Here is a 25,125-nt window from a genome sequence, read left to right as displayed (position 1 = left end):
AGCCGGACGCGGGAGGGACTTACCGCGACGCCGCGGCGATCTCCTGCGCGCGCCGCGACGTCGCGGCGGCGTGGTGGTCCTTGGCCAGGACGGTATAGACCGCCGGCAGGACGAACAGCGTGAACAGCGTGCCGATCAGCATGCCGGACACGATCACCAGGCCGATGGAGAAGCGGCTGGCCGCACCCGCCCCGTTGGCGGTCAGCAGGGGCAGCAGGCCCACCACCATCGCCGCCGTGGTCATCAGGATCGGGCGCAGGCGGACACGGGCCGCGTGCTCGATCGCCGTGCGGCGGTCCACCCGCTCGTTGATCTGCATCTCGCGGGCGAACTCCACCATCAGGATGCCGTGCTTGCTGATCAGGCCGATCAGCGTCACCAGGCCCACCTGGGTGTAGATGTTCATGGTCGACAGGCCGAAGAACAGCGGCAGCAGCGCACCGCAGATCGACATGGGCACGGAGATCAGGATCACCAGCGGGTCGCGCAACGACTCGAACTGAGCCGCCAGCACCAGGTAGATGACCACCAGCGCGAAGACGAAGGTGATCATCAGCTGGTTGCCTTCGGTCACGTACTGCCGCGATTCCGACAGGTAGTCGTGGCCGAAGCCGGCCGGCAGGATCTCGCGGGCCTTCTGCTCCAGGAAGTCCACGGCCTGGCCCATCGTCACGCCGGGCATCGGCACGGCGGAGAAGGTGGCCGACGGCAGCTGGTTGTACTTGGTCAGCGCGTTGGGCTCGGTCGCCGTCTCGATGGAGACGATGGTGGACAGCGGGATCTGCGCGCCGTTGGCCGCGGTGACGTAATACTGCGTCAGCGCCTCCGGAGTCAGGCGCTTGTCGCGCGGCACCTGCGGGATGACCTCGTAGGAGCGGCCGTTCAGGTTGAAGCGGTTGACGTAGTTGCCGCCGACCAGCACGGCCAGCGTGTCGCCGACCGCCGCCATGGACAGGCCGAGGTCGGCCGCCTTCGACCGGTCCACCTTCAGCCGGATCACCGGGCTGTTGAACTGCAGGTCGCTGTCGCTGACGATGAACATGCCGCTGTCGCGCGCCGCGGCCTTGATGCGCTCCATGGCGTCGAAGATGGTCTTGTAGTCGCCGGGGCTGTTGATGACCATCTGCACCGGCAGGCCGCCGGTGGAACCGGGCAGGGCGGGCGGCGACACCAGGAAGATCTGCGTGCCGCTGACGTTCCCCAGCTCCGCCTGGACCAGCGGCTGGAGTTCCTTGGCCGACCGCGTGCGCTCGTCCCACGGCTTCAGGATCATGCCGGCGAAGCCCTGGGTCAGGGTCGGCATGCCGTTCAGCACGAAGCGGGTGTCGGTCTCCGGGTAATGGGTGAAGACCTCGTCCAGCTGGCGCCCGTAGGTGTCGATGTAGTCCAGGTTGGCGTATTGCGGCGCCTTGGTGATGCCGAACAGGATGCCCTGGTCCTCCTCCGGCGCCAGCTCCGCCATGGTGTTGGCGAAGAGGAAGCCGACGCTGGCCAGAACGCCGACGCCGAACAGCAGCGTCGCCGCCCGGTAGTCGAGCGAGCCGGCCAGCCGGCGCCCGTACCAGTTCGTGATCTTCTCGAAGCTGTGGTCGACGAAGCGGGCGAAGCGGCCCTCGCTCATCTCCCGCGTCAGCAGGAGGGAGCACATCATCGGCGTGAGCGTCAGCGCCACGATGCCGGAGATGATGACCGACCCCGCCAGCGTGAAGGCGAATTCGCGGAACAGGGCGCCGGTCAGCCCGCCGAGGAAGCCGATGGGCGCGTAGACCGCGGCCAGCGTGATGGTCATGGAGATGACCGGCCCCACGATCTCCCGCGCGCCGATCAGTGCCGCCTGGACCGGCGACTTGCCCTCCTCCAGGTGGCGGTGGACGTTCTCCACCACCACGATGGCGTCGTCGACCACCAGGCCGATGGCCAGCACCATGGCGAGCAGGGTCAGCAGGTTCAGGCTGAAGCCCATGGCCAGCATGATCGTCGCCGCACCCACGATGGACAGCGGGATGGTCACGATGGGGATCAGCACCGACCGGAAGCTTCCCAGGAACAGGAAGATCACCACGATGACGATGCCCACCGCCTCGATCAGCGTCTTCTGCACCTCGTCGATGGAGGCCTGGATGAAGCGCGTGCTGTCGTAGACGATCTCCATCTTCAGGGACGGCGGCAGGTTGCGCTGCAGCTCCGGCACCAGCTTGCGGATGTCGGCGACGATGTTCAGCGGGTTGCCGGTGGGGGTGGAGTTCACGCCGATGAAGATGGCCTGCTGGCCGTTCATCGACACGCTGGCGTCGGTGCTCTGCGCGCCCAGCTCGACCTGGGCGATGTCCTTCATGCGGACCAGCGCGCCGTCCTTGGACTTCACCACCATCTGCCGGAACTGCTCCACGTCGGTCAGGCCGGTGTTGGTGGTGACGTTGCTGACGACGAAGACGCCCTTGGTCTGGCCGGGGGCGGACTGGAAGTTGTTGGCCTGGATCGCCGCCCGCACGTCGGCCGCGGCGATGTTGCGCGCCGCCATCCGTTCCGGATCCAGCCAGACGCGCATGGCGAAGGTCTGGCCGCCCAGGATCTTCGCCTCCGCCACGCCGGACACGGTGGACAGCAGCGGCTGCACCACGCGCGTCAGGTAGTCGGAGATGGCCGCCCCCGACAGCTCGGGGCTGGAGAAGCCCATGTAGAGGATCGAGGTCGTCTCGCCGGTGGACTTCAGGATCACCGGGTCGTTGGCCTCGCGCGGCAGCTGGTACTTCACCTGCTGCACCTTCGACATGACGTCGGTCATCGCGACGTTGGGGTCGAAGTTCAGCCGGATGTAGGCGGTGACCACGCTCGTCCCCTGGGTGGAGGAGGAGGTGATGTAGTCGATGCCTTCCGCGGTCGCCACGGCCTGCTCGATGGGCGTGGTGATGAAGCCCTGCATCAGGTCGGGCGACGCGCCGGCGTAGACCGTGGAGATGGTGATGACGGTGTTCTTCAGCTCCGGATACTGGCGGATCGGCAGGTCCGTCAGCGAGCGAACGCCGACCAGCAGGATCAGCAGGCTGACGACCAGCGCCAGGACCGGGCGGCGGATGAAGATGTCGGTGAAGGACATGGCCCGATCCCCGTCAGTTGCGCGGCAGCGGCTGCGGCGGCACCAGCGCGCTGGCCTCCGTCGGCACCACGGCGGCCCCGTTGTTCAGCTTCAGCTGGCCCGACGACACCACCCGGTCGCCGGCCTTCAGGCCGGACAGGATCTCCACGCCGTTCTCGAACCGGTCGCCGGTCTTCACGGGCACGCGGTTGACCACGTGCGTCTCCTTCCCCTCCGGATCCTTGCCCGGGGTGACGACGAAGACGCTGTCGCCGTAGACGGTGTAGTCCACCGCCGTCTCCGGCACGACGATGCGGCCGGCGGCCGGCGGCTGCACCACGCGCACGTTGGCGAACATGCCCGGCAGCAGCTTGCGGTCCGGGTTGTCCAGCGTCGCCTGCACCTTGATGGCGCGGGTGTCGGCGCTGACCTGCGGCTCGATGGTGGTGATGACGGCGTTGAAGGTCAGGCCGGGGGCGGCGTCGGCGGCGACCAGCACGGGCTGGTTCACCCGGATCTGGCTCAGCGCCTGTTCCGGCAGGGTGAAGTCGACGTAGAGCTTCGACAGGTCGGTCAGCGTGACCACCGCACCGCCGGCGTTGACATACTGGCCGACGTTCACCTGCCGGATGCCCAGGTCGCCGTCGAAGGGCGCGCGGATCAGCTTTTCCGCGATCAGCGACTCCGTCCGCTTGATGTTGGCGTTGGCCTCGTCCAGCTGGGCCTGGTTCTGGTCCACGGTGACCTGCGGGCCGGCCTGGTTGCGCAGCAGGTTGCGCGCGCGCTCCAGGTTGTTCTCGGCCAGCTTCGCCTGGGCGCGGTAGGCCAGCAGGTCGGCCTGCTCCGTTGCGTCGTTGAGTTGGACGAGCGGAGCCCCGGCCTTCACGCGCGCCCCCGATTCGAAGAAGATCTGGGTGATGCGGCCGACCACCTCCGGCGCCACGGTGACCTGCCGGCTGGCGGTCAGCGTGCCGATGGCGTTCAGGTACTTGGGCACCGACTGCGACTTGGCCTCCGCCACCGACACCGGGGTGGGCGGCGGCTTGTTGCTGGCGAAGAAGTCGGCGATGGCCTTCTGGCGGAAGCTGTTGAAGCCGTACAGCGCCCCGAAGAGAAGGGCCAGGATCACGGCCATGATGACGATCCGCACCGCCAGCCGCCCGCGGGTGACGGGGCGGCGCGCGTTTGTCCCTTGTTGGGCGGTCGCTTGTTGGGCGGTTCCCTGCTGCCGCGCGTCGGCGGCGTACTCGGACTCAGTGGTCACGATCGACCTCTCTCGAACAGGACGTTTCTCGGTTGATAGCGGTGTCGGCCGCTTCTACGTCGGCCATGGGTAGGGCGGATGAGGTGTGCGCGGCGATTACCTCGTCTTTCAGGCCGAGGCCGCGCAGGATGAAGGCGACCGTCTGGCGGGCCACCCGCTCGTTGTCGTGCAGCGACGGCAGCACCGGGCTTTCCGGCAGGCGGACGGTGGCGAGCATCGAGCCCAGCAGTTCCGACAGCCAGAAGGCGTTTTCCGGCACTGTGGCGGTCAGGGCGGTGGGCACGAGGTCCCCGGCGGCCTGCGCGGCGCGCAGCGACGCGACGAAGCAGGGCGACAGGTGCTCCGACGCCCAATGCCCGGCGAGGCGGGCAAACTCCCCGTCCTCCAGCAGGCTCATGATGAACAGGCGCTTGCGCGGCAGCTCGCCGCCGCGGTTGGCGGGGACGTCCCACACATAGTGGCGGACCATGGCCTCGACATAGGCGACCAGGGCCGCCGTGCCGGGCTCCATGGCGAGAAGCCGCGCCAGCTCCTCGTCGCCGTCCACGCAGGACAGGAAGATCGCCTCGTACAGCGCCGCCTTGCTGGGGAAGTGCTTGAAGATCAGCGCTTCCGACACGCCGGCGGCCTGGGCGATCTCCTTCGTCGTGGTGCCGGCGAAGCCTTTGCGCGCGAACAGGGGAAGGACCGCGTCGATGATCGCCGCGCGCCGTTCCCGGTTGCCGAGTCGTCGCATTCCTTCCCTGCCCATCCCGTCCCTGCCTTATCAGTGAGTGCTAACTCACTTTTGAGACGCATCGCTATCACGGGTTGGACATCCTGTCCAGGCGTTCGCCACGGCCAGGCTGCCGTCCGGGCGGAATTGTGAAGCGGTCAGAGACGCTTATCGCTGAACATATAAGTATACGAACACATCGTGCGACCTTCGGCCGCAATTGCGTATGTGTTTTCAGACGACGACTTCCGGTCGAGCCGATGTATACCATTGGAAATAGATCACGGGAAACGACGACGCCCCAAGAAGCGGTTGTTTGTTTGCTGATACCATAATTTGTAGACGGGTGAAGCTGCGGCCAGAGACTTCAGGCACGCTTCGGACTTCCATCGGAAAGCTTTGGGAATGGAACCCGGTTCGGTCCGACCGAACCGGATCGGGACCCCATGGCGCCGAGGCTTGCCCCAGCGTCGGCAGCAGGATGGAGAGACTCATGCGATCCCTGTGCAACAGCGTCTTCGGAATCCTTCTGACGGCCGCAGCGGCCGTGGTCGTCGCCACACCGGCCCGGTCCGGCGAGGCGCCCGCACCGGAGGCTTCCAAGTCCCTGGAAACACTTAAGAAGGAATACCGGCGGCCCACCGCGGTTCCTTTCCCCGCCGACAATCCCTTTTCCGTGGAGAAGCTGCGGCTCGGCCAGCAGCTCTATTTCGACCCGCGCCTGTCCGGCAACAACACGATGTCCTGCGCCACCTGCCACAACCCGGCGCTCTCCTGGGGCGACGGGCTGGGCAAGGGGCACGGCGCCGGCGGCACGCTGGGGCGGCGCACCCCGACCATCCTGAACCTCGCCTGGGCGGACCTGCTGATGTGGGACGGCCGCAAGTCCAGCCTGGAGGACCAGGCGCTGGGCCCGGTCGAATCCGACATGGAGATGAACCAGAAGCTGGACGAACTGGTGCCGAAGCTGGCGGCGATCGACGGCTACCGCACGGCCTTCGACATGGCCTTCCCGGGGGAGGGCATCACCCTGGCCAACATCGCCAAGGCCATCGCGACCTATGAGCGCACCGTCGTGTCCGGTCCGGCCCCGTTCGACCGCTGGATCGCCGGCGACGAGTCCGCCATCGGCGAGTCGGCCAAGCGCGGCTTCGCGCTGTTCAACGGCAAGGCCAACTGCCAGGCCTGCCACGGCGGCTGGAACTTCACCGACCACGGCTTCCACGACATCGGCCTGCCGGACGAGGACATCGGCCGCGGCCGGCAGTTGCCGCTGCCGTCCATGCAGCACGCCTTCAAGACGCCGACGCTGCGCGACGTGGCGCGCCGCGCCCCTTACATGCACGACGGCTCGCTCGCCGACCTGAAGGCGGTGGTGGAGCATTACGCGAAGGGCGGCACGCCGCGGCCGAGCCTGGCGGAGGAGATGAAGCCGCTGACCCTGACCGCGCAGGAGAAGGCCGACCTCGTCGCCTTCATGCTGACCCTGACCGGCGACGCGGAGCCCGTTCCGCTGCCGACGCTCGCCATGCCGGTGCAATCGCCGGGTCTGTGACCGGTACCGCCAACGATCCTCGGCCGCCCCGTCGGCCACAGCCATTTGGAAAGCTGATCCCCATGCGCACGCTCACCCACGGAACCGCCGCCCTCCTCCTGGCGCTGGCCGCCCTGGCGGGCTCCGCCGCGCCCGGCCACGCCGAGACCGTCGTGGTCGACCAGGTCGGCAAGAAGTTCTCGACTCCCGAGCTGACCATCCGGAAGGGCGACACGGTCACCTTCGCGAACAAGGACCCGATCACCCACAACGTCTATTCCCAGTCGCCGGGCAACGCCTTCGACGTGAAGACGCAGAAGCCGGGCGAATCCTCCGACGTGACCTTCTCGACCCCCGGGGACGTGGACGTGCAGTGCGCCATCCATCCGGGCATGAAGCTGCGGATCCACGTCGGGAATTGATGATGCGGGGACGGACGGACGTGAGTGCCGAGGGGACGTCGGGGGCGGGCATGTTCGCGCATCACAGCATCCGGGCGAAGCTGTACGGGGGATTCGCCGCCCTTCTGGGGCTGTCCGGCATCGCCGGCCTGTACGCGCTGTACAACGTCGTGACGACCGGGCAGCTGGCCGTCGTGATGTACGACAACGTGCTGCAGACCAGCGACGCCGCCCGCTCCGCGCAGAGCGACTTCAGCGACATGCAGCGGCTCGTCGCGTTGGCCATGGCCGCGAACGGCGCGGTGCCGGAGGAGATCCGCAGCGGTTACGAGACCGCGCGCTCGACCCTGTCGGACGACCTGGGCATCGCGGCGGCCCGCGCCCCCACCGCCGCCATGCGCGCGGGGACGGAGGGCGTGGCGGAGCTGCTGAAGGGCTGGGACTCCCGCGTCGCCCCGTTGTTCGCCCCCGCTTCCTCCTCCAATGCGCCGCGCCCGCGCAAGGCGGAGGTCGACGCGCTCGCCACCGCCATCCGCGACAAGATCGACATCAGCGTGGAGGACGCCAAGGCCTACGGCTTCGAGTTCGTGGAGACCGGCCGGGCCCAGATCGCCATGGCGCGCAACCTGACCATGGCCGTCGGCTTCTGCGCCATCCTGCTGGGCGTCACGCTGGCGGTGCTGCTGTCCCGCGACATCCTGCGCGCTCTGGGCGAGGCGGTATCGCTCGCCCGCACGATCGCCGGCGGCGACCTGTCGCAACGGAGCGTCAGCCGCCGGTCGGACGAGTTGGGCCACCTGCTCGGCTCGCTGGAACAGATGCGGCGCAGCCTGCTCGACCAGCGGGAGCGGGAGGCCATGCTGGCGCGCCGGGCCGAGGAGGAGCGGCAGAAGGCCCTGCTGGACATGGCGGAAACGGTGGAGCGCGAGACCACCCAGGCCGTGGCGCAGGTGGCCGCCCACACCGGCGCCATGCAGACGGACGCGGAAACCATGACCGGCTCCGCCAACCGCGTCAGCAGCAACGCGCAGAGCGTGGCCGCAGCCGCCGACCAGGCGCTGGCCAACGCCCAGACCGTCGCCGTCGCGACCGACCGGCTGGCCGCCTCCATCGGCGAGATCTCCGCCCAGGTCCGGCATTCCCGCGCCGTGACCCAGCGGGCGGTGGAAACCGGCGCCCGCGCGCGGGAGACCATCAGGTCGCTGTCCGACTCGGTCGGCCGCATCGGCGAGGTGGTCACGCTGATCCAGTCCATCGCCGGCCAGACGAACCTGCTGGCCCTGAACGCGACGATCGAGGCAGCGAGAGCGGGCGAGGCCGGCAAGGGCTTCGCGGTCGTGGCGAGCGAGGTGAAGGGCCTCGCCAACCAGACGGCGCGCTCGACGGAGGAGATCTCCCGCCAGATCGCCGAGATCCAGAGCGCGACCGACGGTGCCGTCGCCTCGGTGGAGGAGATCGGCAACACCATCCTGGACATCGACCGCATCTCCAACACCATCGCCGCCGCGATGGAGGAGCAGGCGGCCGCGACCCAGGACATCAACCGGAGCGTCGCCGAAACATCGCACGCGGCGCAGGAGGTCTCCACCCGCATCGCCGCCGTGTCCCAGGACGCCGACCTGACCGGCCAGCAGGCCAGCCACGTCCGCTCCGGCTCGACCGAGATGGCCAGCAGCATCGAGAACCTGCGCAACCTGCTCGTCCGCGTCGTCCGCACCTCCACCAGCGAGGCGAACCGCCGCAGTAAGCCGCGCTACCTCGTCGACGTGGCCTGCACCGTGACCGCCAACGGGCGCCGCCAGGGCGCCACCGTGCGGAACCTGTCCGCCGGCGGCGCGATGGTCACGGGCCTGACGGAGCTGGCGGCCGGCGACGCCGGCAAGGTCGCGCTGGAACGGCTGGGCGTCGAGCTGCCCTTCGTCGTGCGCAACGTCACGGGCGATGCGGTCCACCTGAAGTTCGACGCCGGCGCGCCGGCCATGCCGGCCTATGTCACCGCGTTCGAGCGGCTGGTCGCGACGCTGGCGCCCATCGACCACGCGGCGTGACGGGAGATCAGCTGCACTTCGCCTTGGCGTCCTGGCAGCAGGCGTCCGTGCACAGCTCCCCGACCATGGCGCGGAACCAGTCGATGGCCGGGTGGTTGCCGAGGCCGGCGTGCCAGATGATCTGCATGGGCGCCATGGGCACCGGCACCGGCAGTTCCTTCAGCACGAGGCCGTAGGTGTCCTGGTAGCGGCGCAGCATGGTGCCCGGCCCGGTCAGCAGCAGGTCGGCCTGCCCGGCGATGCCGAAGGCGACCAGGAACTGGTTCACCGTGACGACGACGCTGCGGTGGCAGCCCACGCGGTGCAGCGCGTCGTCGACCGGGGAATGGGTGTCGCCGGTCAGCGTGATCAGCATGTGCTCCGCCGCGCAGAAGTTTTCCAGCGTCAGCGGCTGGTCGGCCAGCGGGTGGTCGCGGCGCATGGCGACCAGGAAGCGGTCCTGGTACAGCTGCTGGCGCCCGTAGGTCTCCTCCAGGTCCAGGCGGCCGGCGAAGACCACGTCCACGTCGCCGCTGTCCAGCCGCTCCGTTACGTTCAGCCGCGTCAGCGGCAGGGTGTGGAGCTTGGCGTGCGGCGCTTCCCGCCGCATCCGCTCGATGATCTTCTGCAGCATCAGCGCCGAGAAATGTTCGGCCATGCCGGCGCGGAAGACGCGCGTGGTCGTCGACGGGTCGAAGTCCTGCGGGTCGAGTGCCTGTTCCAGCCGTTGCAGGCTCTCCCGGATCGGCAGCGCCAGTTCCAGCGCGCGCGGGGTCGGGCGCATGCCGTCGGGACCGCGCAGGAACAGCTCGTCCTTCACGGTCAGGCGCAGGCGGTTCAGCGCGTTGCTCACCGCCGGCTGGGTCATGCCCAGCCGGTTGGCGGCGCGGGTGACGTTGCGTTCCGTCATCACCGCGTCGAACACCAGCAGAAGGTTCAGGTCGACGCCAGCCAAATTCATGAAGGAAATAATGCCAATACGATATATTGATTTCAACAATCCATTCGTGCAGCGTAGCGTACAGCCATTGCGGATGCCCCGGAGGTTCGACCCCGGGCGCTGCAACTCCCGAACAATCCTTCGATGCTTCTCCACTCCTCCGCCGCCGGATGCCCCCACCGGCGGCATTTTTCTGCCTGGGCCAGCGTATTGGACGAACAGGTGTGCCGGCGTCGGTAGCCTCAGCCGGACTTAAGCCTTCAACCAATCCAGAGCGCTCCGGAACAATGCCTCTACCTTCATCCCTGAGATCTTGCGGGCGAAGTTGGCGAACAGCGGAGCCGCGTTTTCGATGCTCATGAAAAAGTCAACGAACTCAGCCTCGGCCTTTAGGAGTGCCGCCGTTCCAGATCCGTTGATCAAACCATCGATGATCCGGATCATACCGCGGCGGACAAGGTCCGCCTCTTTCATGTTTGCCAAACCATCGGGCCGGCACAATCGCACCACTGTGCATTTTTCCAGGCCGTTTTCGATGATCAGCACAGCGGGTTCGGGGTGAACGCGCCGCAGGTCATGTCCATGTTCGGCGAAAGCCTCACAAAGCCCATTGGACAATGCCACGAAATCGATGTTGTTTTCGGCGTTGGGGTAAATGATCAGGATATCGGTACCGGTTTTGAAAGAGAGCACTCTACGTCCTTCGGGCGACGATAACCATTTACCACCGGCTGAAGCTGGATCAATCAGCGGCAACAGAATGATGCCGTTCCAATCCTCGGCCGAAGCCCGAGCCTCTTGCGGACTATTAAAATCGACAACTCGATAGAATCCAACCATTTCAAAACTGCATGTAGGTTATTCCGAATGCTTCGGAAAAGGCGTCCAAGCGCCCTTCCTTCTCGTAGATGGCCATCTGCTTCAAGCCGATTCCATGAAATACACCCAGCCCCGTCAACGCAATGCGGCTTTTATTGGAGAGAAGTAGGGGGGATTCGCGCCGAATTTCCATGATTTCATCTATGATCGAATAATCAATTCGCATCGCGCTTCGGCAAACATCTTTGTTCTTGATGAAGCCTGGGTGGTAAAAATTCCATTGTGCCTGCAAGTGCTTTTCGATCTGCGTCTTATCCAAATTGGCCTTCATCATGAAGGCTACCTCTGCACAGCGGGAGAGGATGTGCCAGAGCAAAACCGTTTGCACCGATGCACGTTCTGAACGCCGCGGCAACTCGAGCGATTCCCACCGTTTGCGGTTGGTGGCGAACGCAATGGGGTCGATCTGCCCCAGCGGACTGAGGATCGCGGGCACGGTGGCGCTTTGCAGACCCTTCACTCTCTGGTCGTTCGTACCAGTAGCGACCAAACGTAGAAAACGGCCCCGCATCGCGAGGAGCAGTTCGAAGAAACGGCGCGCAACCAACCCAACGGCCTGCGGCGACGTGAATATGGGGCGAACAATTTGAAGCCGCAGTGCGCGTTCCACAAAAGGTGCGACACGGCTATTGCTGGCGTAGAAAACGGCTATTCCAGGTTCCTTCCTGCGTCGCCACAAAGCGACGAACGTCTGGTCCACGACACCCGCAAGCGACGTGTGCGAAGGAACCTCGTCCATTGTTTCCAAAAAGGCGCGGGCTGCTTTGACGTCCGGGCTGTGAAGATCGGCATGGTACCCACCTTGCCCCGTCCTGGCTTCAAAAGATTCTTCAAGTAGCGGGGAAGCAGCAAAGAAAAAGCACATGTATGCAAAATTATATCTTACAATTTCTTTGTGAATTGCGTGGACTTCTGTGCGATCGGAAATCTCTTTTTTATAATATAGCGCCGAAAAGGATACCCGACACAGAATATTCCATACATACAACGTTCGAGCGATTCCCGTCTGGCTGATGATCGAAAAGTGGTCTATTTCTTCCGAAAAATCGTTGTCAGCCGATAATTGCTTCACAGCATCTGCATACGCCTCATTCGGCGCATCAATACTAGAGTCATCTCGCGAAGCCCAAAAAGCTCCAAAGGCCCTGGCAGCATCATTGTCAGGAAACAGTAAGCCTTTGACTCCCGTTGCAGCACGAATGCTGCCGGATGCTCCATCAGTGCTATAAAAATATGGAGGCATTTCAACTAAAAATTTGTGCTTGTTTGGTGTTATTATCTTATCACGGAAAAATTGGGTTTATCAACACACCTCACGCGGCCGGCGAGCGTTGGTAGTGTTCATTTACCGACCGTAAGTGATCCAGATGTGAGACGATGGTCTGAACACATTCAGCCGCCGAATGAGCCGAATACGGCATATCAATTTCACATATGGGCCAAGCCGCACTAAGTGTGTGGACAGGATCAAGGACCGGAGGTGACCGACATGGCGCGCGGGGATCAGGAGCGGACGGTGCGGGAGGGCGCGGAATGCCCCTTTTCGGCAGGACCGACGCTCGGCCTTGGCCTGTGTTCCCCGAACGCGCCGGACGCGGCCCCGCTCGCCCGCCGCGCGGAGGAGGCCGGCTTCGGCGCGCTCTGGGTGCCGCCGGACGCCCTGGCGTCGGTCGTGGAGGTCACCCGCGCGATCCCCATCGTCGCCTGCGTCAAGGTCGGCTTCTCGCCGGACATCGACGTCGCCCTGCCGGATCCGGCTGGGCTGGGGGCAGGGCGGCTGACCTACGCGGTTCAATTCATTGAACCGCCGGAGGCTGCGCGCCTGACCTCGCGCGCCTGCCGGCGGATCGGGGCGGCGATCATGCGTAAGGTGCACGCGGTCACCCGCAAGACCGACACGCCGGTGGTGATCCAAGGGTCCTGCCACGAAAGCCTGGAATGGATCGCGGAGCAGGCGGAGGCCTGGGCCTACGACCGCCCCCGGCTGGCCTGCGTCCCGACCCTGCTGACCGAATGGCGCCGGGTGGCCGGGGACAAGCCCTTCATCCAGATGCTGCCGGACGGGCCGGGGCTGGAGGACCGCGTGGCTGCGCTGCTGCGGGACGGGGTGGATCACATCCTGGTCACGCTCGCCTCCGGCACCGGATCGCCCGCCCTGTGGGGCCTGCCCGAAGCGCTGAATCTCCGTTATTCAGCGGCGTGATATCGCCCATATAAACTATCAATTTCTCAAATTCGTGCAGTCGGTGTAGCTTCTTCTCAGACGCACCGCCTCCCGACACAAAGCCGACACGGCAGCGGCCCCGGCGGTGACTTTCGAGAATCCGGAGCACGCTATGAAGACCCGTATCGCGCTGGTCTTTACGGCCCTGTCTGCTGATGTCCCCGTGTGTTGCGGTGGAGTGTGTTGCGCTGGAGGTTCCGCGGCCCGCTGAGCGGTGCGCCGCGCCCGGTGCGATCCACCATTGACGTCTTGAACAAACCCCGCCGCCTTCCGATCCCGCGAAGGCCGGCGACGACCCTATAGGCATCGATCATGAACAAGGCCCTCGTGGCCGCCATCTTCGGCGGCATCGCCCTCATCCTGTCCGCCGCGGCCTCGTCGCAGACCACCTCGTCGCAGACGGCCGCCGCCAACCTCAGCCTCGCCCAGTCCTTCCCGGCGCTGATGGAGGAGGCCCGCAACAAGGTGCCGTCGTCCACCGACCGCGGCATCGTCAACACCAGCCTGGCCTCGGCCGAATGGTACTGGGAGGCCGGCCAGCAGGCCAAGGCGCTCTCCTACCTGAACTTCGCCCGCGGCCGCCTCGGCCTCAAGCTCGTGCCGGTCGATGCGCCGACGCAGCAGGCGGAGCGCACGAAGTAACCCTGCGCCCATCGGGGGCGGCGTGTCGGAAACGGCGCGCCGTCCTCGTCGTATCGACACCCCCGCAACCCCGGATCCCAAGAGAGCGTCAGACATCATGCCTCTTTCCCGCGCCAAGCTTGCCGTCCTCCTGGTGACCGGTGTCTCGGCGGTCGCCGTCGCCAGCGTCGCCCCCAGCTTCCAGGGCCATGCGGATGCCCCCGCCGCCGCTGCGGTCCCGCCGCCGCCGGAGGTGGACGTGGCACCGGTCGTCGCCCGCAAGGTGACCGACTGGCAGGGCTATTCCGGCCGCCTGGAGGCCGTCGACCGCGTCGACGTCCGCCCGCAGGTGTCCGGCTCCATCACCGCCGTGCATTTCCGCAACGGCGCGTTCGTGAAGAAGGGCGACGTCCTCTTCACCATCGACCCGCGCCCCTATCAGGCGGAGGTCGCCCGCGCCGAGGCGCAGGTGGCCGCCGCCCAGGCCCGCGTGCGCTTCACCGCCGCCGACCTGGACCGCGCGCAGCGTCTGGTGAAGGACAGCACCATCTCCCGCCAGTCCATGGACCAGAAGGAAAACGACGCCCGCGAGGCCGCCGCCAACCTGAAGGCCGCGCAGGCCGCGCTGGACATGGCGCAGATCAACCTGGGCTACACGCAGGTGACCGCCCCGGTGGCCGGCCGCGTGTCGCGCGCGGAGATCACCGTCGGCAACGTGGTCGCCGCGGGTGCGGCGTCCGCGCCGCTGACCACGGTGGTGTCGGTCTCCCCAATGTACGCGTCCTTCGACGTGGACGAGCAGACCTATCTCCGCCACATCGCCCCGGCGCGGGATTCCAACAACATCCCGGTCCAGCTCGGCCTCGCCAACGAGAGCGGCTATTCCCGCGACGGCGCCATCGAGCATGTGGACAACCGGCTCGACGTGACCTCCGGCACCATCCGCGTGCGCGCCAAGTTCGACAACGCCGACGGCATGCTGGTCCCCGGCCTCTACGCCCGCGTGAAGGTCGGCAGCACCGTGCCGCGCGATGCGCTTCTGGTGGACGAGCGGGCGATCGGCACCGACCAGGACAAGAAGTTCGTTCTGGTCGTCAACGCGGAGAACCGTGTGGAGTACCGCGAGGTCGGCCTCGGCCCTCTGCGCGAAGGCCTGCGCGTCGTCAACCGCGGCCTGTCGGCCGAGGACCGGGTCATCGTCAACGGCATCCAGCACGCCCGCCCCGGCACGCCGGTCCAGCCGCACATCGTCGCCATGGGCGACAATCCGGCACAGACCAAGGTCACGACGGCGTCGGCCGCGCAGTGATACCGGCAAGCCGGTGGCTTGCCGTATTGCGTTCAAACGCCACGCAGGCTTTTCGCGCCATGTGGCGCGGCGCCCGGTCGGGCGCTCCGGTGAGCGAGGGATGTTCCCTCGTTCACCGGCACAAAACGGCCTCTAAGGATTCAAAAAGGCCATGAACATCTCGAAATTCTTCATCGACCGGCCGATCTTCGCCGGGGTGCTGTCGGTGGTGCTGTTCCTGGCCGGCGCCATCTCGCTGTTCCAACTGCCGATCTCCGAATATCCGGAGGTCGTGCCGCCGTCCGTGGTGGTGCGTGCCCAGTATCCCGGCGCCAACCCCAAGGTCATCGCCGAGACCGTCGCCTCTCCCCTGGAGGAGCAGATCAACGGCGTCGAGGACATGCTGTACATGCAGTCCCAGGCGAACAGCGACGGCAACATGGCGCTGACCGTGACCTTCCGCCTGGGCGTCGACCCGGACAAGGCGCAGCAGCTGGTGCAGAACCGCGTCGCGCAGGCGCTGCCCCGCCTGCCGGAGGACGTGCAGCGGCTGGGCGTTACCACGGTCAAAAGCTCCCCCACGCTGACCATGGTCGTGCATCTGCGCTCGCCCAACGACCGCTACGACATGACGTATCTGCGCAACTACGCGCTGCTGAACGTCAAGGACCGGCTGTCGCGCATCCAGGGCGTGGGCGAGGTGCAGCTGTGGGGCTCCGGCGACTACGCCATGCGCGTGTGGCTCGACCCGCAGCAGGTCGCCCAGCGCGGCCTGACCGCCAGCGACGTGGTCGCCGCGATCCGCGAACAGAACGTCCAAGTCGCCGCCGGCGTCATCGGCGCGTCGCCGACGCAGGCCAACGTGCCGTTGCAGCTGTCGATCAACGCGCGCGGCCGGCTGAAGACGGTCGATGAGTTCGGCGACATCATCCTGAAGACCGGCCCGGACGGCGCCGTCACCCAGCTGCGCGACGTTGCGCGGGTGGAGCTGGCCGCCGCCCAGTACGGCCTGCGCTCGCTGCTGGACAACCAGCCGGCGGTGGCGCTGGCCATCAACCAGTCGCCGGGCGCCAACGCGCTGAACATCGCCGACAACGTCCGCAAGACGATGGCCGAGCTGAAGGCCGACATGCCGGACGGCGTGGACTACTCCATCGTCTACGACCCGACGAAGTTCGTGCGCTCCAGCATCGAGGCGGTGATCCACACACTGCTGGAAGCCATCGCGCTGGTCGTGCTGGTGGTCATCGTCTTCCTGCAGACCTGGCGCGCGTCGATCATCCCGCTGCTGGCCGTGCCGGTGTCCATCGTCGGCACCTTCTCACTCCTTCTGGCCTTCGGATTCTCGATCAACGCCCTGTCCTTGTTCGGCATGGTGCTGGCGATCGGCATCGTCGTGGACGACGCCATCGTCGTGGTGGAGAACGTGGAGCGCAACATCGAGGCCGGCCTGTCCGCCAAGGAGGCCACCTACAAGGCCATGCAGGAGGTGAGCGGCCCGATCATCGCCATCGCGCTGACCCTGGTCGCCGTCTTCGTGCCGCTGGCCTTCATGACCGGCCTGACCGGCGAGTTCTACAAGCAGTTCGCGATGACCATCGCGATCTCCACCGTCATCTCCGCCTTCAACTCCCTGACCCTGTCGCCGGCCCTGTCGGCGGTGCTGCTGCGCAGCCACCATCAGCCGAAGGACTGGCTGACCCGCGCCATGGACACGGTGTTCGGCGGCTTCTTCCGCCTGTTCAACCACGTCTTCCACCGCGGATCGGAGCATTACGGCCGCGGCGTCGGCGGCGTCATCCGGCACAAGGGCTCGATGATGATGCTGTACCTCGTGCTGATCGGGGCCACGGTGATGCTGGGCCGGGCGGTGCCCGCCGGCTTCGTGCCGCCGCAGGACAAGGAATACCTGATCAGCTTCGCGCAGCTGCCCAACGGCGCCTCGCTCGACCGGACGGAGCAGGTGATCCGCGACATGACCGACATCGCGCTGAAGCGCCCGGGCGTGGAGAGCGCCGTGGCCTTCCCCGGCCTGTCGGTCAACGGCTTCACCAACAGCTCCAGCGCCGGCATCGTCTTCGTGACGCTGAAGCCCTTCGACGAGCGCAAGGACCCCAGCCTGTCGGCCAACGCCATCGCCGCCGACCTGCAGAAGCGCTACGCCGGCCTGAAGGAGGCCTTCGTGGCGATCTTCCCGCCGCCGCCGGTGCTCGGCCTCGGCACGCTGGGCGGCTTCAAGATGCAGATCGAGGACCGCGGGGCGCTGGGCTATGAGGCGCTGAACAAGGCGGTGGGCGACTTCGTGAAGAAGGCCGCGCAGACGCCGGAGCTGGGGCCGAGCTTCTCCAGCTACCAGATCAACGTGCCGCAGCTCGACGTCGACCTCGACCGCGTGAAGGCCAAGCAGCTGGGCGTACCGGTGCGCGACGTCTTCGACACCATGCAGATCTACCTGGGCTCGCTCTATGTGAACGACTTCAACACCTTCGGCCGCGTCTACCAGGTGCGGGTGCAGGCGGACGCCCCGTTCCGCGCCCAGGCCGACGACATCGGCCTGTTGAAGACGCGCAACGCCGCCGGGGCCATGGTGCCGCTGTCGTCGCTGCTGACCGTCAGCCAGAGCTACGGGCCGGAGATGGTGGTGCGCTACAACGGCTACACCGCGGCCGACATCAACGGCGGGCCGGCGCCCGGCTTCTCGTCGGGGCAGGCCGAGGCGGCGGCGGAGCGCATTGCGGCGGAGACCCTGCCGCGCGGCATCAAGTTCGAATGGACCGACCTGACCTACCAGAAGATCCTGGCGGGCAACGCGGGGCTGCTGGTCTTCCCGATCAGCGTGCTTCTGGTCTTCCTGGTGCTGGCCGCCCAGTACGAGAGCCTGACGCTGCCGCTGGCGATCCTGCTGATCGTGCCGATGAGCCTGATGTCCGCGCTGTTCGGCGTCTGGCTGACCGGCGGCGACAACAACATCTTCACGCAGATCGGCTTCATGGTGCTGGTCGGCCTGTCGGCGAAGAACGCGATCCTGATCGTGGAGTTCGCCCGCGAGCTGGAGCAGCAGGGCCGCACGGTGGTGCAAGCGGCCATCGAGGCGAGCCGGCTGCGCTTGCGCCCGATCCTGATGACGTCGATCGCCTTCATCATGGGCGTGGTGCCGCTCGTCACCTCCACCGGCGCTGGTGCTGAGATGCGGCACGCCATGGGTGTGGCGGTGTTCGCCGGCATGATCGGCGTGACCGTCTTCGGCCTGCTGCTGACCCCGGTCTTCTACGTCCTGCTCCGTCGCCTGGTCGGCGCCGGCAAGGAACCGGCCACGCAGCGGGTGGAAGGTGACGCCGTGGCGGCGCACTCGTAGTTGCTCAATCCCCTCTCCCCTCTGGGGAGAGGGTTAGGGTGAGGGGGCGCCCGCAAGGGCGTCCACGCCCTGCAATGAGTTTGCGTTGTCGGCCTTGCGGCCGCCCCCTCATCCCAACCCTTCCCCCCAGAGGGGGGAAGGGCTTTTCGCGTCTCGCCTTACCCCTCCGCCACGCTGCGGCAGCGCTGGCGCAGCAGGGCCATCGCCTGATCCATCTGGTTCCCGTCGAGCGCGAAGGCCCGCTCGTCGAGCAGGCGGCCGTCGGCGCCGTAGGCGCGGACGAACAGGCCCTGCGGCGTGCGGGTCACCACCGTGTCCACCACCGCGTCGCTCGTCTCGTCGCTGGCCACGTCGATGAAGGAGGCCAGTTCGCCCAGATCCCCCTCGTCCGCCCAGTCGGCCTCGGCGAGCAGGTCGAGCAGGTCGTTCAAGCCGCCGGCCGGTTCGCAGCGGCGGACGCGCGGGTCGGCGGTCCGCACCGCGTCGGTGAAGGAGGCCAGCGCCTGACGGATCCGCTCCTCCTCCACGGGGTCGAGTTCCGGCTCCTCATAGTCGTCGCCGCCAATCAGCTGGAGCGGGTCGGGCAGGGCCTCCTGGTCGAGGTCGTCGATCAGGCTCGCTTCCTCCTCGACCAGGCCGACGACGCTGACCAGCCGGATTCCCGCATCGGCCGGGTCGGCGAGCAGTTCCTCGTCCTTGGCGAACCGCAGGGCCTCGTCGTTCGAGGTCAGCATGCGCTGGAGCAGGGCGCGCCGGTCGGCCGCCTCCAGATAGACCAGCGCCTCCGGGTCGAGCCAGGCCGGCAGCAGCCGCGTGTCGGAGGCGTTCTCCAGCAGGCCCGACGAATCCAGCGCGCGCTCGATGGCGTCCACCGACGGGGGCTGGGTCAGCTCGCCCGACACCTCAACCGCCAGCCAGAACAGCGTCGCGATGACGTCGTCGCCCTGGGCGTCGGTGCGGCGGACCGATTCGGCAATCGTCTCCACCTCGTCCAGGAACTCCGGACGCTCCTCCTCGTGCAGCTTGCCGAGCGCGGCTTCGAGGACCGCCTGCCGCCGCGAATCGAGGGTTTCATCCAGCAGCTCGTCGAACCGCTCGTCGTTGCTGCGCCACAGCCGGACCAGACGGTCCGCCGGCGTGCCTGTAAACCGGCTGGGCGCCGGCTTGCCCGTCCCGTCCCGTCCGTTGCCCGACTTTGCCATGATGCCTCCTGATCCGCTCCCGTTCCGGCCTTCGCTGCGGCCGGTTCCAATGACGGCAGTGACCGTAGTGACCGGCGGGCGGGCTGGCAAGCGGCGGAGGCGACTCAGCCCCTTGTGAGCAGGAAAACAGGCCGTTCGGCCGAGCGGGCCGCCGCCGGGGAGGGTGGGCGCAGCAGCGGCACGGGCGGGGCCAGCCCGGCCAGCCCTTGCAGGGCGTAGGCGCGCTGCTCCGCATAATCGGGTTCGGGGAAGCGTTGCAGGACCTGCTCAAAGGCGGCGCGGGCGACCGTCGGGCAGCCGAGCAGCCGGAACGTCTCCCCCTGGCGCAGCAGCGCCTCCGCCTCCGACGAGCGGTGATAGTAGGTGAGGCTCGCGGCTGTTGCGTACCAACGGTTGTAGGCTGACCACAGCGCATCGACGCTGGGGCCGTCGCACCGCCCCGCTTGGATGGCCGTCTCCAGCGCCCGCTGGTAAGCCGTGTCGGGCGGCACCGGCGAGGCGCATCCCGCGACGATCAACGCGGCGCCCACCCAGGCCTTCAAGCTGCGTGTCATCCTGCGCTCCACCCCATGCGAGCCCCTGCAACTCCGCCAGTGGAATACAACGCGGTTAAAGCGTGGTTCAAGGTTCGCAAACGCACCCTCTCCCAGCCCCGCTGGGAGAGGGAGGGACCCGCTGCGCAAGCGGCGGGAGGGTGAGGGCAAGGTCCTTTCGAGAATCTTGGCCCGAGAAACCAAGCCCTCACCCTCCCACTATCGTGGGCCCCTCCCTCTCCCGCCGGAGGCGAGAGAGGGGGTCAAAGAATCTGCGCGAAGAATACCTTCAAATTCGAAGCAAAACGGCGGTTCTTCTCCACCTTAACGGGAGTTAAGGCGGCGCTAAAGGAAATAGCCGTTGTCACCGACCGAGGTAATACAAACGGTTGACGAACGGCATGGTTCGGCCTTTCCTGTCCTTGTGAAAAATTTAAGGTCGCGAAGTTGAGCAAAATTTTATGCGCTCTTCAGGGTGACTCAGCTTCGCTGAACTCTGGTCGCTGAACTCTGCCTGCTGAACTCTGGATGTGGAGAATCCCATGCGCGCTGTTCTGGTGGAACCGAACCCGCTGATCGCCGAGGCGCTTGGCCGGCAACTCGGCATGGGCAAGATCCGCTACGACCGGCTGGACTGGCCGGAACTGGAGGAGCTGCTGGCCGAACAGGGCGGCGAGGCGCTGGGCTTTGACGCCATCGTGCTCGGCGGGCTCGCCGACCCGGCCGCCGCGGTGGCGTCCTTGCGCGCCCAGCGCGTCACCGCCGCGGTGCTGTGCCTGCTGGAGCGACGCGACGTCGCGGCCACCGTGGCGCTGCTGCACGCCGGCGCCGACGACGTGCTGGTCAAGCCGGTGGTCAGCGCCGAGGTGCGCGCCCGCATCGAGGTCGCCCGCCGCCGCGCCCGCGGCCTGGTCAGCAACGCCGTGCGCGTCGGTCGCCTGACCGTGTTCCTCGACGGCCGGGACCCGGAGGTCGGTCCGTCCGGGGGCGGCGAACGCCTGCGGCTGAGCCAGCGCGAGCACGCCATCCTCGGCGTGCTGGCCGCGCATCACCGCCGCGTGGTCTCCAAGGAGCACATCTACGACGAGGTCTACGGCCTGTCCGGCGCCGACCCGCTCGACAAGGTCATCGACGTCTACATCTGCAAGCTCCGCAAGAAGATCGCCGAGGCGACCGGCGGCGCCCGCTACATCGAGACCGTCTACGGCCGCGGCTACAAGTTCGAGGCCCCGCCCGAACACGAAGAACCGGAAACCGCGCCGCGGCGGTTCGAACCGGCCCGCTTCGTCCCGGTGCGCCGTCCGGCGGAATGCCTGATCGGCGCGGAATAGGACGAAGACATTTCCCTAAAATGCAGCATTACTTTGAGGAAAACAAAGAGAAACCAGAGGCATTCGGCCAAAGGTCAAAGACAAGGGCGATTTTTACCCCGGTTTAAACGCGGTAGGTCACAGTCAAAACGTCGATTGCGCGCCCGTACCACCAAGCGGGAAGGCCCGCGCAGTCCGGCCCCGGCGTCAGAAAGGCGCTCTGCATCTCGCGAATGGAGATACACATGGCCTCGATCATGACCAACACGTCCGCGATGACCGCGCTGCAGACCCTGCGCCGCGTTACGGACGACCTGGCGACCACCCAGGACCGCATCTCGACCGGCCTGAAGGTCAACAACGCCAAGGACAACGCGGCCTACTGGTCGATCGCCACCACCATGCGGGCCGACGTCGCCGGCTTCAAGGCGGTCAAGGAATCGCTGGAGCTGGGGTCCGGCACCACCAACACCGCGTCGGTGGCGTCCAAGAACATCGTGGAGAACCTTCAGACGCTGAAGGCCCGCGTCATCGCCGGCCAGACCAACGGCGTCGACAAGTCGCTGATCCAGAACGACATCGACCAGCTGGTGAAGCTGGTGAAGGGTGCCGCCGCCGACGCGTCCTTCAATGGCGACAACCTGCTGCGCATCACCTATTCGAACGACGGCACGGCCAAGGACCAGAACGTCGACATCCTGGCCTCGCTGAGCCGCAGTGCCGGCACGGTGGACCCGAGCTACATCAGCTTCCAGCGCCAGGACATGCAGGTCACCTCGATCGTCGGCAAGGCGAAGATCGAGCAGCAGGTCGACTCGACCAACGACCTGAAGGCTTCGGTCGGCATCACGCTGGGCGCCCCGGGCACCACCTTCATCGACGGCCAGAACCTCGGCCTCGGCAACCTGACGCTGAACGTCACGGACGAGGCGGGTGTGAAGACCGCCGTGACGGTCGACCTGTCCGGCATCGCCTACACCACCGACGCCGCGACGACGCAGGGCCTGATCGAGACCGCGGTCAACGCCCAGCTGACCGCCGCCGGCGCCGACTTCCAGGCGGCCTTCAACGGCGACAGCCTGGAATTCACCGACCAGGACGTGAACGGCGATGGCAACTTCACCGCCAAGGTGGACAGCCTGTGGGTCGGCTCCAAAGAGAGCGACGCCTTCGGCGGTCTGGCCGACCTGACGCAGATCGACGTCACCTCCAACGCCACCAAGTCGCTGGAGGTCATCAACGGCCTGCTCGACAAGGCGATCGGCAAGGCCGCGGTGATCGGCTCCATCGAGAACCGCGTGTCGGTGCAGAACGACTTCGTGTCGAAGCTGACCGACTCCATGAACAAGGGCATCGGCTCGCTGGTCGACGCCGACATGAACGAGGAATCGAGCCGCCTGCAGGCCCTCCAGGTCCAGCAGCAGCTCGCCACCCAGGCGCTGTCCATCGCCAACCAGGGTCCGCAGAACATCCTGTCGCTGTTCCGCTAAGCCTTGGCCCGAGGGCCGGCGCGCGCCCCCCGCCGGGCGCCGGCCCTCCTCATTCCGCTTTTTCCATCCGCCCGCCGCGCGCATTGCATAGGGTGCGACCATGAGCATCGCCGCCTACCAGCAGACGATGGCCGAGTGCGAAGACCCGCGCCGCATCGAATATCTGGTCTTCCTCCGCATCACCCTCGACCTGGAAGCGCACCGCGAGGCCGGCTGGCGTTCGGGGCCGCTGAAGGACGCGCTGTGGCGCAACCTGGAACTCTGGAACACGCTGCGCGCCGACCTGCTGGAGGAGGACAACGCCCTTCCGGAGGCGTTGCGCGCCGGGCTGGTCTCGCTGTCCTTCACGGTGGAGCGGCAAACCCGCGCGGTGCTGCGCGGCGAGGCCGACGCCGGCCTGCTGGTGGACCTCAACCGCTCCGTCATGAAGGGCCTGCAAGGTGTCGCACAGGCGGAGCCTCCCGTCCTGGAGGTGGTCCATGGCGCTTAAGCTCCGCCTCAAGCCCTGCGAGCGGGTGGTCATCAACGGCTGCGTCGTGCAGAACGAGAACCGCCGCTACACCCTGACCGTCAGCAACTTCGCCCAGATCATCCGCGGCAGCGACATCATGCAGGAGGACGAGGCCGACACGCCCGTCCGGCGCGCCTACTTCCTGATCCAGAACATGCTGCTCGACCCCCGCGCGGCGCAGGAGCAGGGCGGCACCGTCGCCGGCATGATGGCGAAGCTCTACACCGCCTTCCTGCGCCCCGACATGCAGGACCGCATCATGCAGGCCATGCGCAACGTCAGCGAGCGGGACTACTACAAGGCGCTGGCCTGCCTGCGGCCGGTGATGGCCTACGAGGACGGGCTGTTGCACCGCTCCACCGCCCCGTCGGTTCCAGAAGCGCGCGTCGAGGGGTGACGCCATGGCCGATCCCGTCAAGGCACTGACCAGCGTCGGCAACGAGCGCGCCGCCCCCGGCGCCGACCTGCTGGCCGAGGCGCGCCAGCGCCAGACCGAGCGCCTGCGCGCCGCCCAGGCCGAGTCCAGCAAACCGACCGAGGTGGTCGAACCGTCCGCCGCCGGCGCCGGTGCCGAGAGCGAGCCGCGGCGCGCGGCGATCCCGCCCTACCGCGTCCAACTTGACCCCGACACGCTGCGCTTGTCCACGGAGGTGCTGGACACCGCGACCGGCGAGGTCATCCTGCGCATCCCTCCGACCTACATCGATCCGCAGGACGCGCTCGACATGGCGCCGGACCCGGCCGACCAGCGGGAGGTCGAGGCGTGAGCACGCTCCAGGACTATCGCCAGATTTCCCGCAACCAGGACCGCTTCGACGGCATGATCCGGGCGCGCCCGGACGTGAAGCGCAGCATCGAGTATTTCCAGGCCAACATCGGCAAGGTCACGTCGGTGGACGACCTGATGAAGGACGACAAGCTCTACCGTTTCGTCATGGAGGCCTTCGACCTCGGCAGCCAGATCTTCGCGCGCGGCCTGATCCGCAAGGTGCTGGAACAGGGCGTCACCGACGACAACGCGCTGGCCAACCGCATGAGCGACACCAAGTTCAAGGAGATGGCGACCGTCCTCGGCCTGAAGGAGACCGGCGGCGCCACCCTGCGCGAGCCGAAAATCGTCCAGGCCATCGTCGACCGCTACGCCGACGTGAAGCTGGAGGTCTCCGCCGAGGACCAGAACCCGGCCGTGCGCCTCGCCCTCTACTTCCAGCGCAAGGCGCCGACCATCAACAACTGGTACCAGGTGCTGGCCGACCGCGCCTTGCAGAAGGTGGTCTTCACCGCGCTGGACATCCCCGACCAGGCGGCGCTGGGCGACCTCGACCGGCTGGTGGACAAGCTGAAGAAGCGGTTCGACATCGCCGACTTCAAGAACCCGGCCAAGACGCAGAAATTCCTCGACCGCTTCTCCGCCATGTACGACATGCTGAACGGCGATCCGTCGGGGGCCGGGTCGGCGGCGAACATCCCGTACATGGAGCCGGTGCGGGCGGGGCGCCGCCCGTCGATCATCTCCATCGACCCGTCCGTGACCCTGTCGCTGCTGCGGTTCCCGAAGTTCTGAGGTCGATTTCGGAAAACCACAGAGACACGGAGACACAGAGAGATTTACGGATAGGCCCTCGCCATTCGGTATGTCATGCCGGTGGCGGGGGCTTTTCCTAACAGGACGCGGAAAAAGGCTGGGCTCAGCCGGCTGGTCGTGATTCTCTCCGGTCGTGGAGAAAGCGGCCGGCGAGGGAACGATGCGGGGAT

At 66.8% G+C, this 25,125-nt stretch carries 21 protein-coding genes; 13 read left to right on the top strand and 8 right to left on the bottom strand.

Annotated features, from left to right (window positions below):
* Positions 1-19: 19 nt before the first annotated feature.
* Genes J2851_RS28655 through J2851_RS28645 form a run of 3 tightly spaced genes read right to left on the bottom strand, consistent with a single transcriptional unit; the run spans position 20 to position 5,076 of the window.
* Complete coding sequence (locus J2851_RS28655; RefSeq protein ID WP_209770655.1) at positions 20-3,097, bottom strand: MexW/MexI family multidrug efflux RND transporter permease subunit; 3,078 nt, start codon at positions 3,095-3,097, stop codon at positions 20-22.
* 13 nt (positions 3,098-3,110) lie between these two features.
* The gene (locus J2851_RS28650; RefSeq protein WP_307420549.1) at positions 3,111-4,340 is read right to left on the bottom strand and encodes an efflux RND transporter periplasmic adaptor subunit; all 1,230 of its coding nucleotides are present in this window, start codon (positions 4,338-4,340) and stop codon (positions 3,111-3,113) included.
* Complete coding sequence (locus J2851_RS28645) at positions 4,330-5,076, bottom strand: TetR/AcrR family transcriptional regulator (RefSeq protein WP_209770654.1); 747 nt, start codon at positions 5,074-5,076, stop codon at positions 4,330-4,332. Before J2851_RS28645 ends, J2851_RS28650 begins: the two co-directional genes overlap by 11 nt.
* Before the next feature lie 472 nt (positions 5,077-5,548).
* Between J2851_RS28645 and J2851_RS28640 the strand changes: the two genes are divergently transcribed.
* From J2851_RS28640 to J2851_RS28630, 3 genes are all read left to right on the top strand, one after another.
* Positions 5,549-6,610, top strand: a complete 1,062-nt coding sequence (locus J2851_RS28640) for a cytochrome-c peroxidase (RefSeq protein ID WP_209770652.1) — start codon at positions 5,549-5,551, stop codon at positions 6,608-6,610.
* Between the two features lie 62 nt (positions 6,611-6,672).
* Positions 6,673-7,011, top strand: coding sequence for a cupredoxin domain-containing protein (locus J2851_RS28635; protein WP_209770651.1), 339 nt, complete (start codon positions 6,673-6,675; stop codon positions 7,009-7,011).
* A gap of 50 nt (positions 7,012-7,061) precedes the next feature.
* Positions 7,062-9,038: a methyl-accepting chemotaxis protein gene (locus J2851_RS28630; protein WP_209770649.1), complete on the top strand. Its 1,977-nt coding sequence runs from the start codon at positions 7,062-7,064 to the stop codon at positions 9,036-9,038.
* 7 nt (positions 9,039-9,045) lie between these two features.
* On the opposite strand, the gene J2851_RS28625 is transcribed toward J2851_RS28630, so the two are convergent.
* From J2851_RS28625 to J2851_RS28615, 3 genes are all read right to left on the bottom strand, one after another.
* Positions 9,046-9,978: a LysR family transcriptional regulator gene (locus J2851_RS28625; RefSeq protein WP_209770647.1), complete on the bottom strand. Its 933-nt coding sequence runs from the start codon at positions 9,976-9,978 to the stop codon at positions 9,046-9,048.
* Between the two features lie 231 nt (positions 9,979-10,209).
* Positions 10,210-10,797 (bottom strand): hypothetical protein, encoded by a 588-nt coding sequence (locus tag J2851_RS28620; RefSeq protein ID WP_209770646.1) that lies wholly within the window; start codon positions 10,795-10,797, stop codon positions 10,210-10,212.
* Between the two features lies 1 nt (position 10,798).
* Entirely contained in the window at positions 10,799-12,079 is a 1,281-nt protein-coding gene (locus J2851_RS28615; RefSeq protein ID WP_209770644.1) for a hypothetical protein, read from the bottom strand.
* A 246-nt stretch (positions 12,080-12,325) separates the two neighbouring features.
* Here J2851_RS28615 and J2851_RS28610 point away from each other — a divergent pair, with 246 nt between their 5' ends.
* The 4 genes from J2851_RS28610 to J2851_RS28595 all read left to right on the top strand — a co-directional run bounded on the left by J2851_RS28610 (position 12,326) and on the right by J2851_RS28595 (position 18,324).
* Complete coding sequence (locus tag J2851_RS28610; protein ID WP_209770642.1) at positions 12,326-13,039, top strand: hypothetical protein; 714 nt, start codon at positions 12,326-12,328, stop codon at positions 13,037-13,039.
* A 333-nt stretch (positions 13,040-13,372) separates the two neighbouring features.
* Complete coding sequence (locus J2851_RS28605; RefSeq protein WP_209770640.1) at positions 13,373-13,702, top strand: hypothetical protein; 330 nt, start codon at positions 13,373-13,375, stop codon at positions 13,700-13,702.
* A 97-nt stretch (positions 13,703-13,799) separates the two neighbouring features.
* Positions 13,800-14,990: an efflux RND transporter periplasmic adaptor subunit gene (locus tag J2851_RS28600; RefSeq protein WP_209770638.1), complete on the top strand. Its 1,191-nt coding sequence runs from the start codon at positions 13,800-13,802 to the stop codon at positions 14,988-14,990.
* A gap of 151 nt (positions 14,991-15,141) precedes the next feature.
* A complete protein-coding gene (locus J2851_RS28595; protein ID WP_209770637.1) occupies positions 15,142-18,324 on the top strand; it encodes an efflux RND transporter permease subunit in 3,183 nt (1,060 codons plus the stop codon).
* A gap of 158 nt (positions 18,325-18,482) precedes the next feature.
* Here J2851_RS28595 and J2851_RS28590 read toward each other — a convergent pair whose 3' ends face one another.
* Both J2851_RS28590 and J2851_RS28585 read right to left on the bottom strand, forming a co-directional pair.
* Entirely contained in the window at positions 18,483-19,526 is a 1,044-nt protein-coding gene (locus J2851_RS28590; protein WP_209770636.1) for a hypothetical protein, read from the bottom strand.
* 104 nt (positions 19,527-19,630) lie between these two features.
* Positions 19,631-20,080, bottom strand: a complete 450-nt coding sequence (locus tag J2851_RS28585; RefSeq protein WP_209770635.1) for a tetratricopeptide repeat protein — start codon at positions 20,078-20,080, stop codon at positions 19,631-19,633.
* A gap of 521 nt (positions 20,081-20,601) precedes the next feature.
* On the opposite strand from J2851_RS28585, the gene J2851_RS28580 reads away from it, so the two are divergent.
* The 6 genes from J2851_RS28580 (at position 20,602) to J2851_RS28555 (ending at position 24,934) form a co-directional block, all read left to right on the top strand.
* A complete protein-coding gene (locus tag J2851_RS28580) occupies positions 20,602-21,390 on the top strand; it encodes a response regulator transcription factor (RefSeq protein ID WP_209770634.1) in 789 nt (262 codons plus the stop codon).
* A gap of 224 nt (positions 21,391-21,614) precedes the next feature.
* Complete coding sequence (locus tag J2851_RS36425) at positions 21,615-22,859, top strand: flagellin N-terminal helical domain-containing protein (RefSeq protein ID WP_209770633.1); 1,245 nt, start codon at positions 21,615-21,617, stop codon at positions 22,857-22,859.
* A 100-nt stretch (positions 22,860-22,959) separates the two neighbouring features.
* Positions 22,960-23,349, top strand: coding sequence for a flagellar biosynthesis regulator FlaF (locus tag J2851_RS28570; protein WP_209770632.1), 390 nt, complete (start codon positions 22,960-22,962; stop codon positions 23,347-23,349).
* Positions 23,339-23,767, top strand: a complete 429-nt coding sequence (locus J2851_RS28565; protein ID WP_209770631.1) for a flagellar biosynthesis repressor FlbT — start codon at positions 23,339-23,341, stop codon at positions 23,765-23,767. Before J2851_RS28570 ends, J2851_RS28565 begins: the two co-directional genes overlap by 11 nt.
* Positions 23,768-23,771: 4 nt before the next feature.
* Positions 23,772-24,137, top strand: a complete 366-nt coding sequence (locus tag J2851_RS28560; protein ID WP_209770629.1) for a FlaG family protein — start codon at positions 23,772-23,774, stop codon at positions 24,135-24,137.
* Positions 24,134-24,934: a DUF1217 domain-containing protein gene (locus J2851_RS28555; protein WP_209770627.1), complete on the top strand. Its 801-nt coding sequence runs from the start codon at positions 24,134-24,136 to the stop codon at positions 24,932-24,934. Before J2851_RS28560 ends, J2851_RS28555 begins: the two co-directional genes overlap by 4 nt.
* Positions 24,935-25,125: the final 191 nt, after the last annotated feature.

Origin of the sequence: Azospirillum rugosum (assembly GCF_017876155.1) — a bacterium.
In the GTDB taxonomy this organism is placed as follows: Bacteria; Pseudomonadota; Alphaproteobacteria; order Azospirillales; family Azospirillaceae; genus Azospirillum; species Azospirillum rugosum.
This window is presented reverse-complemented; position numbering and strand designations above follow the sequence as displayed.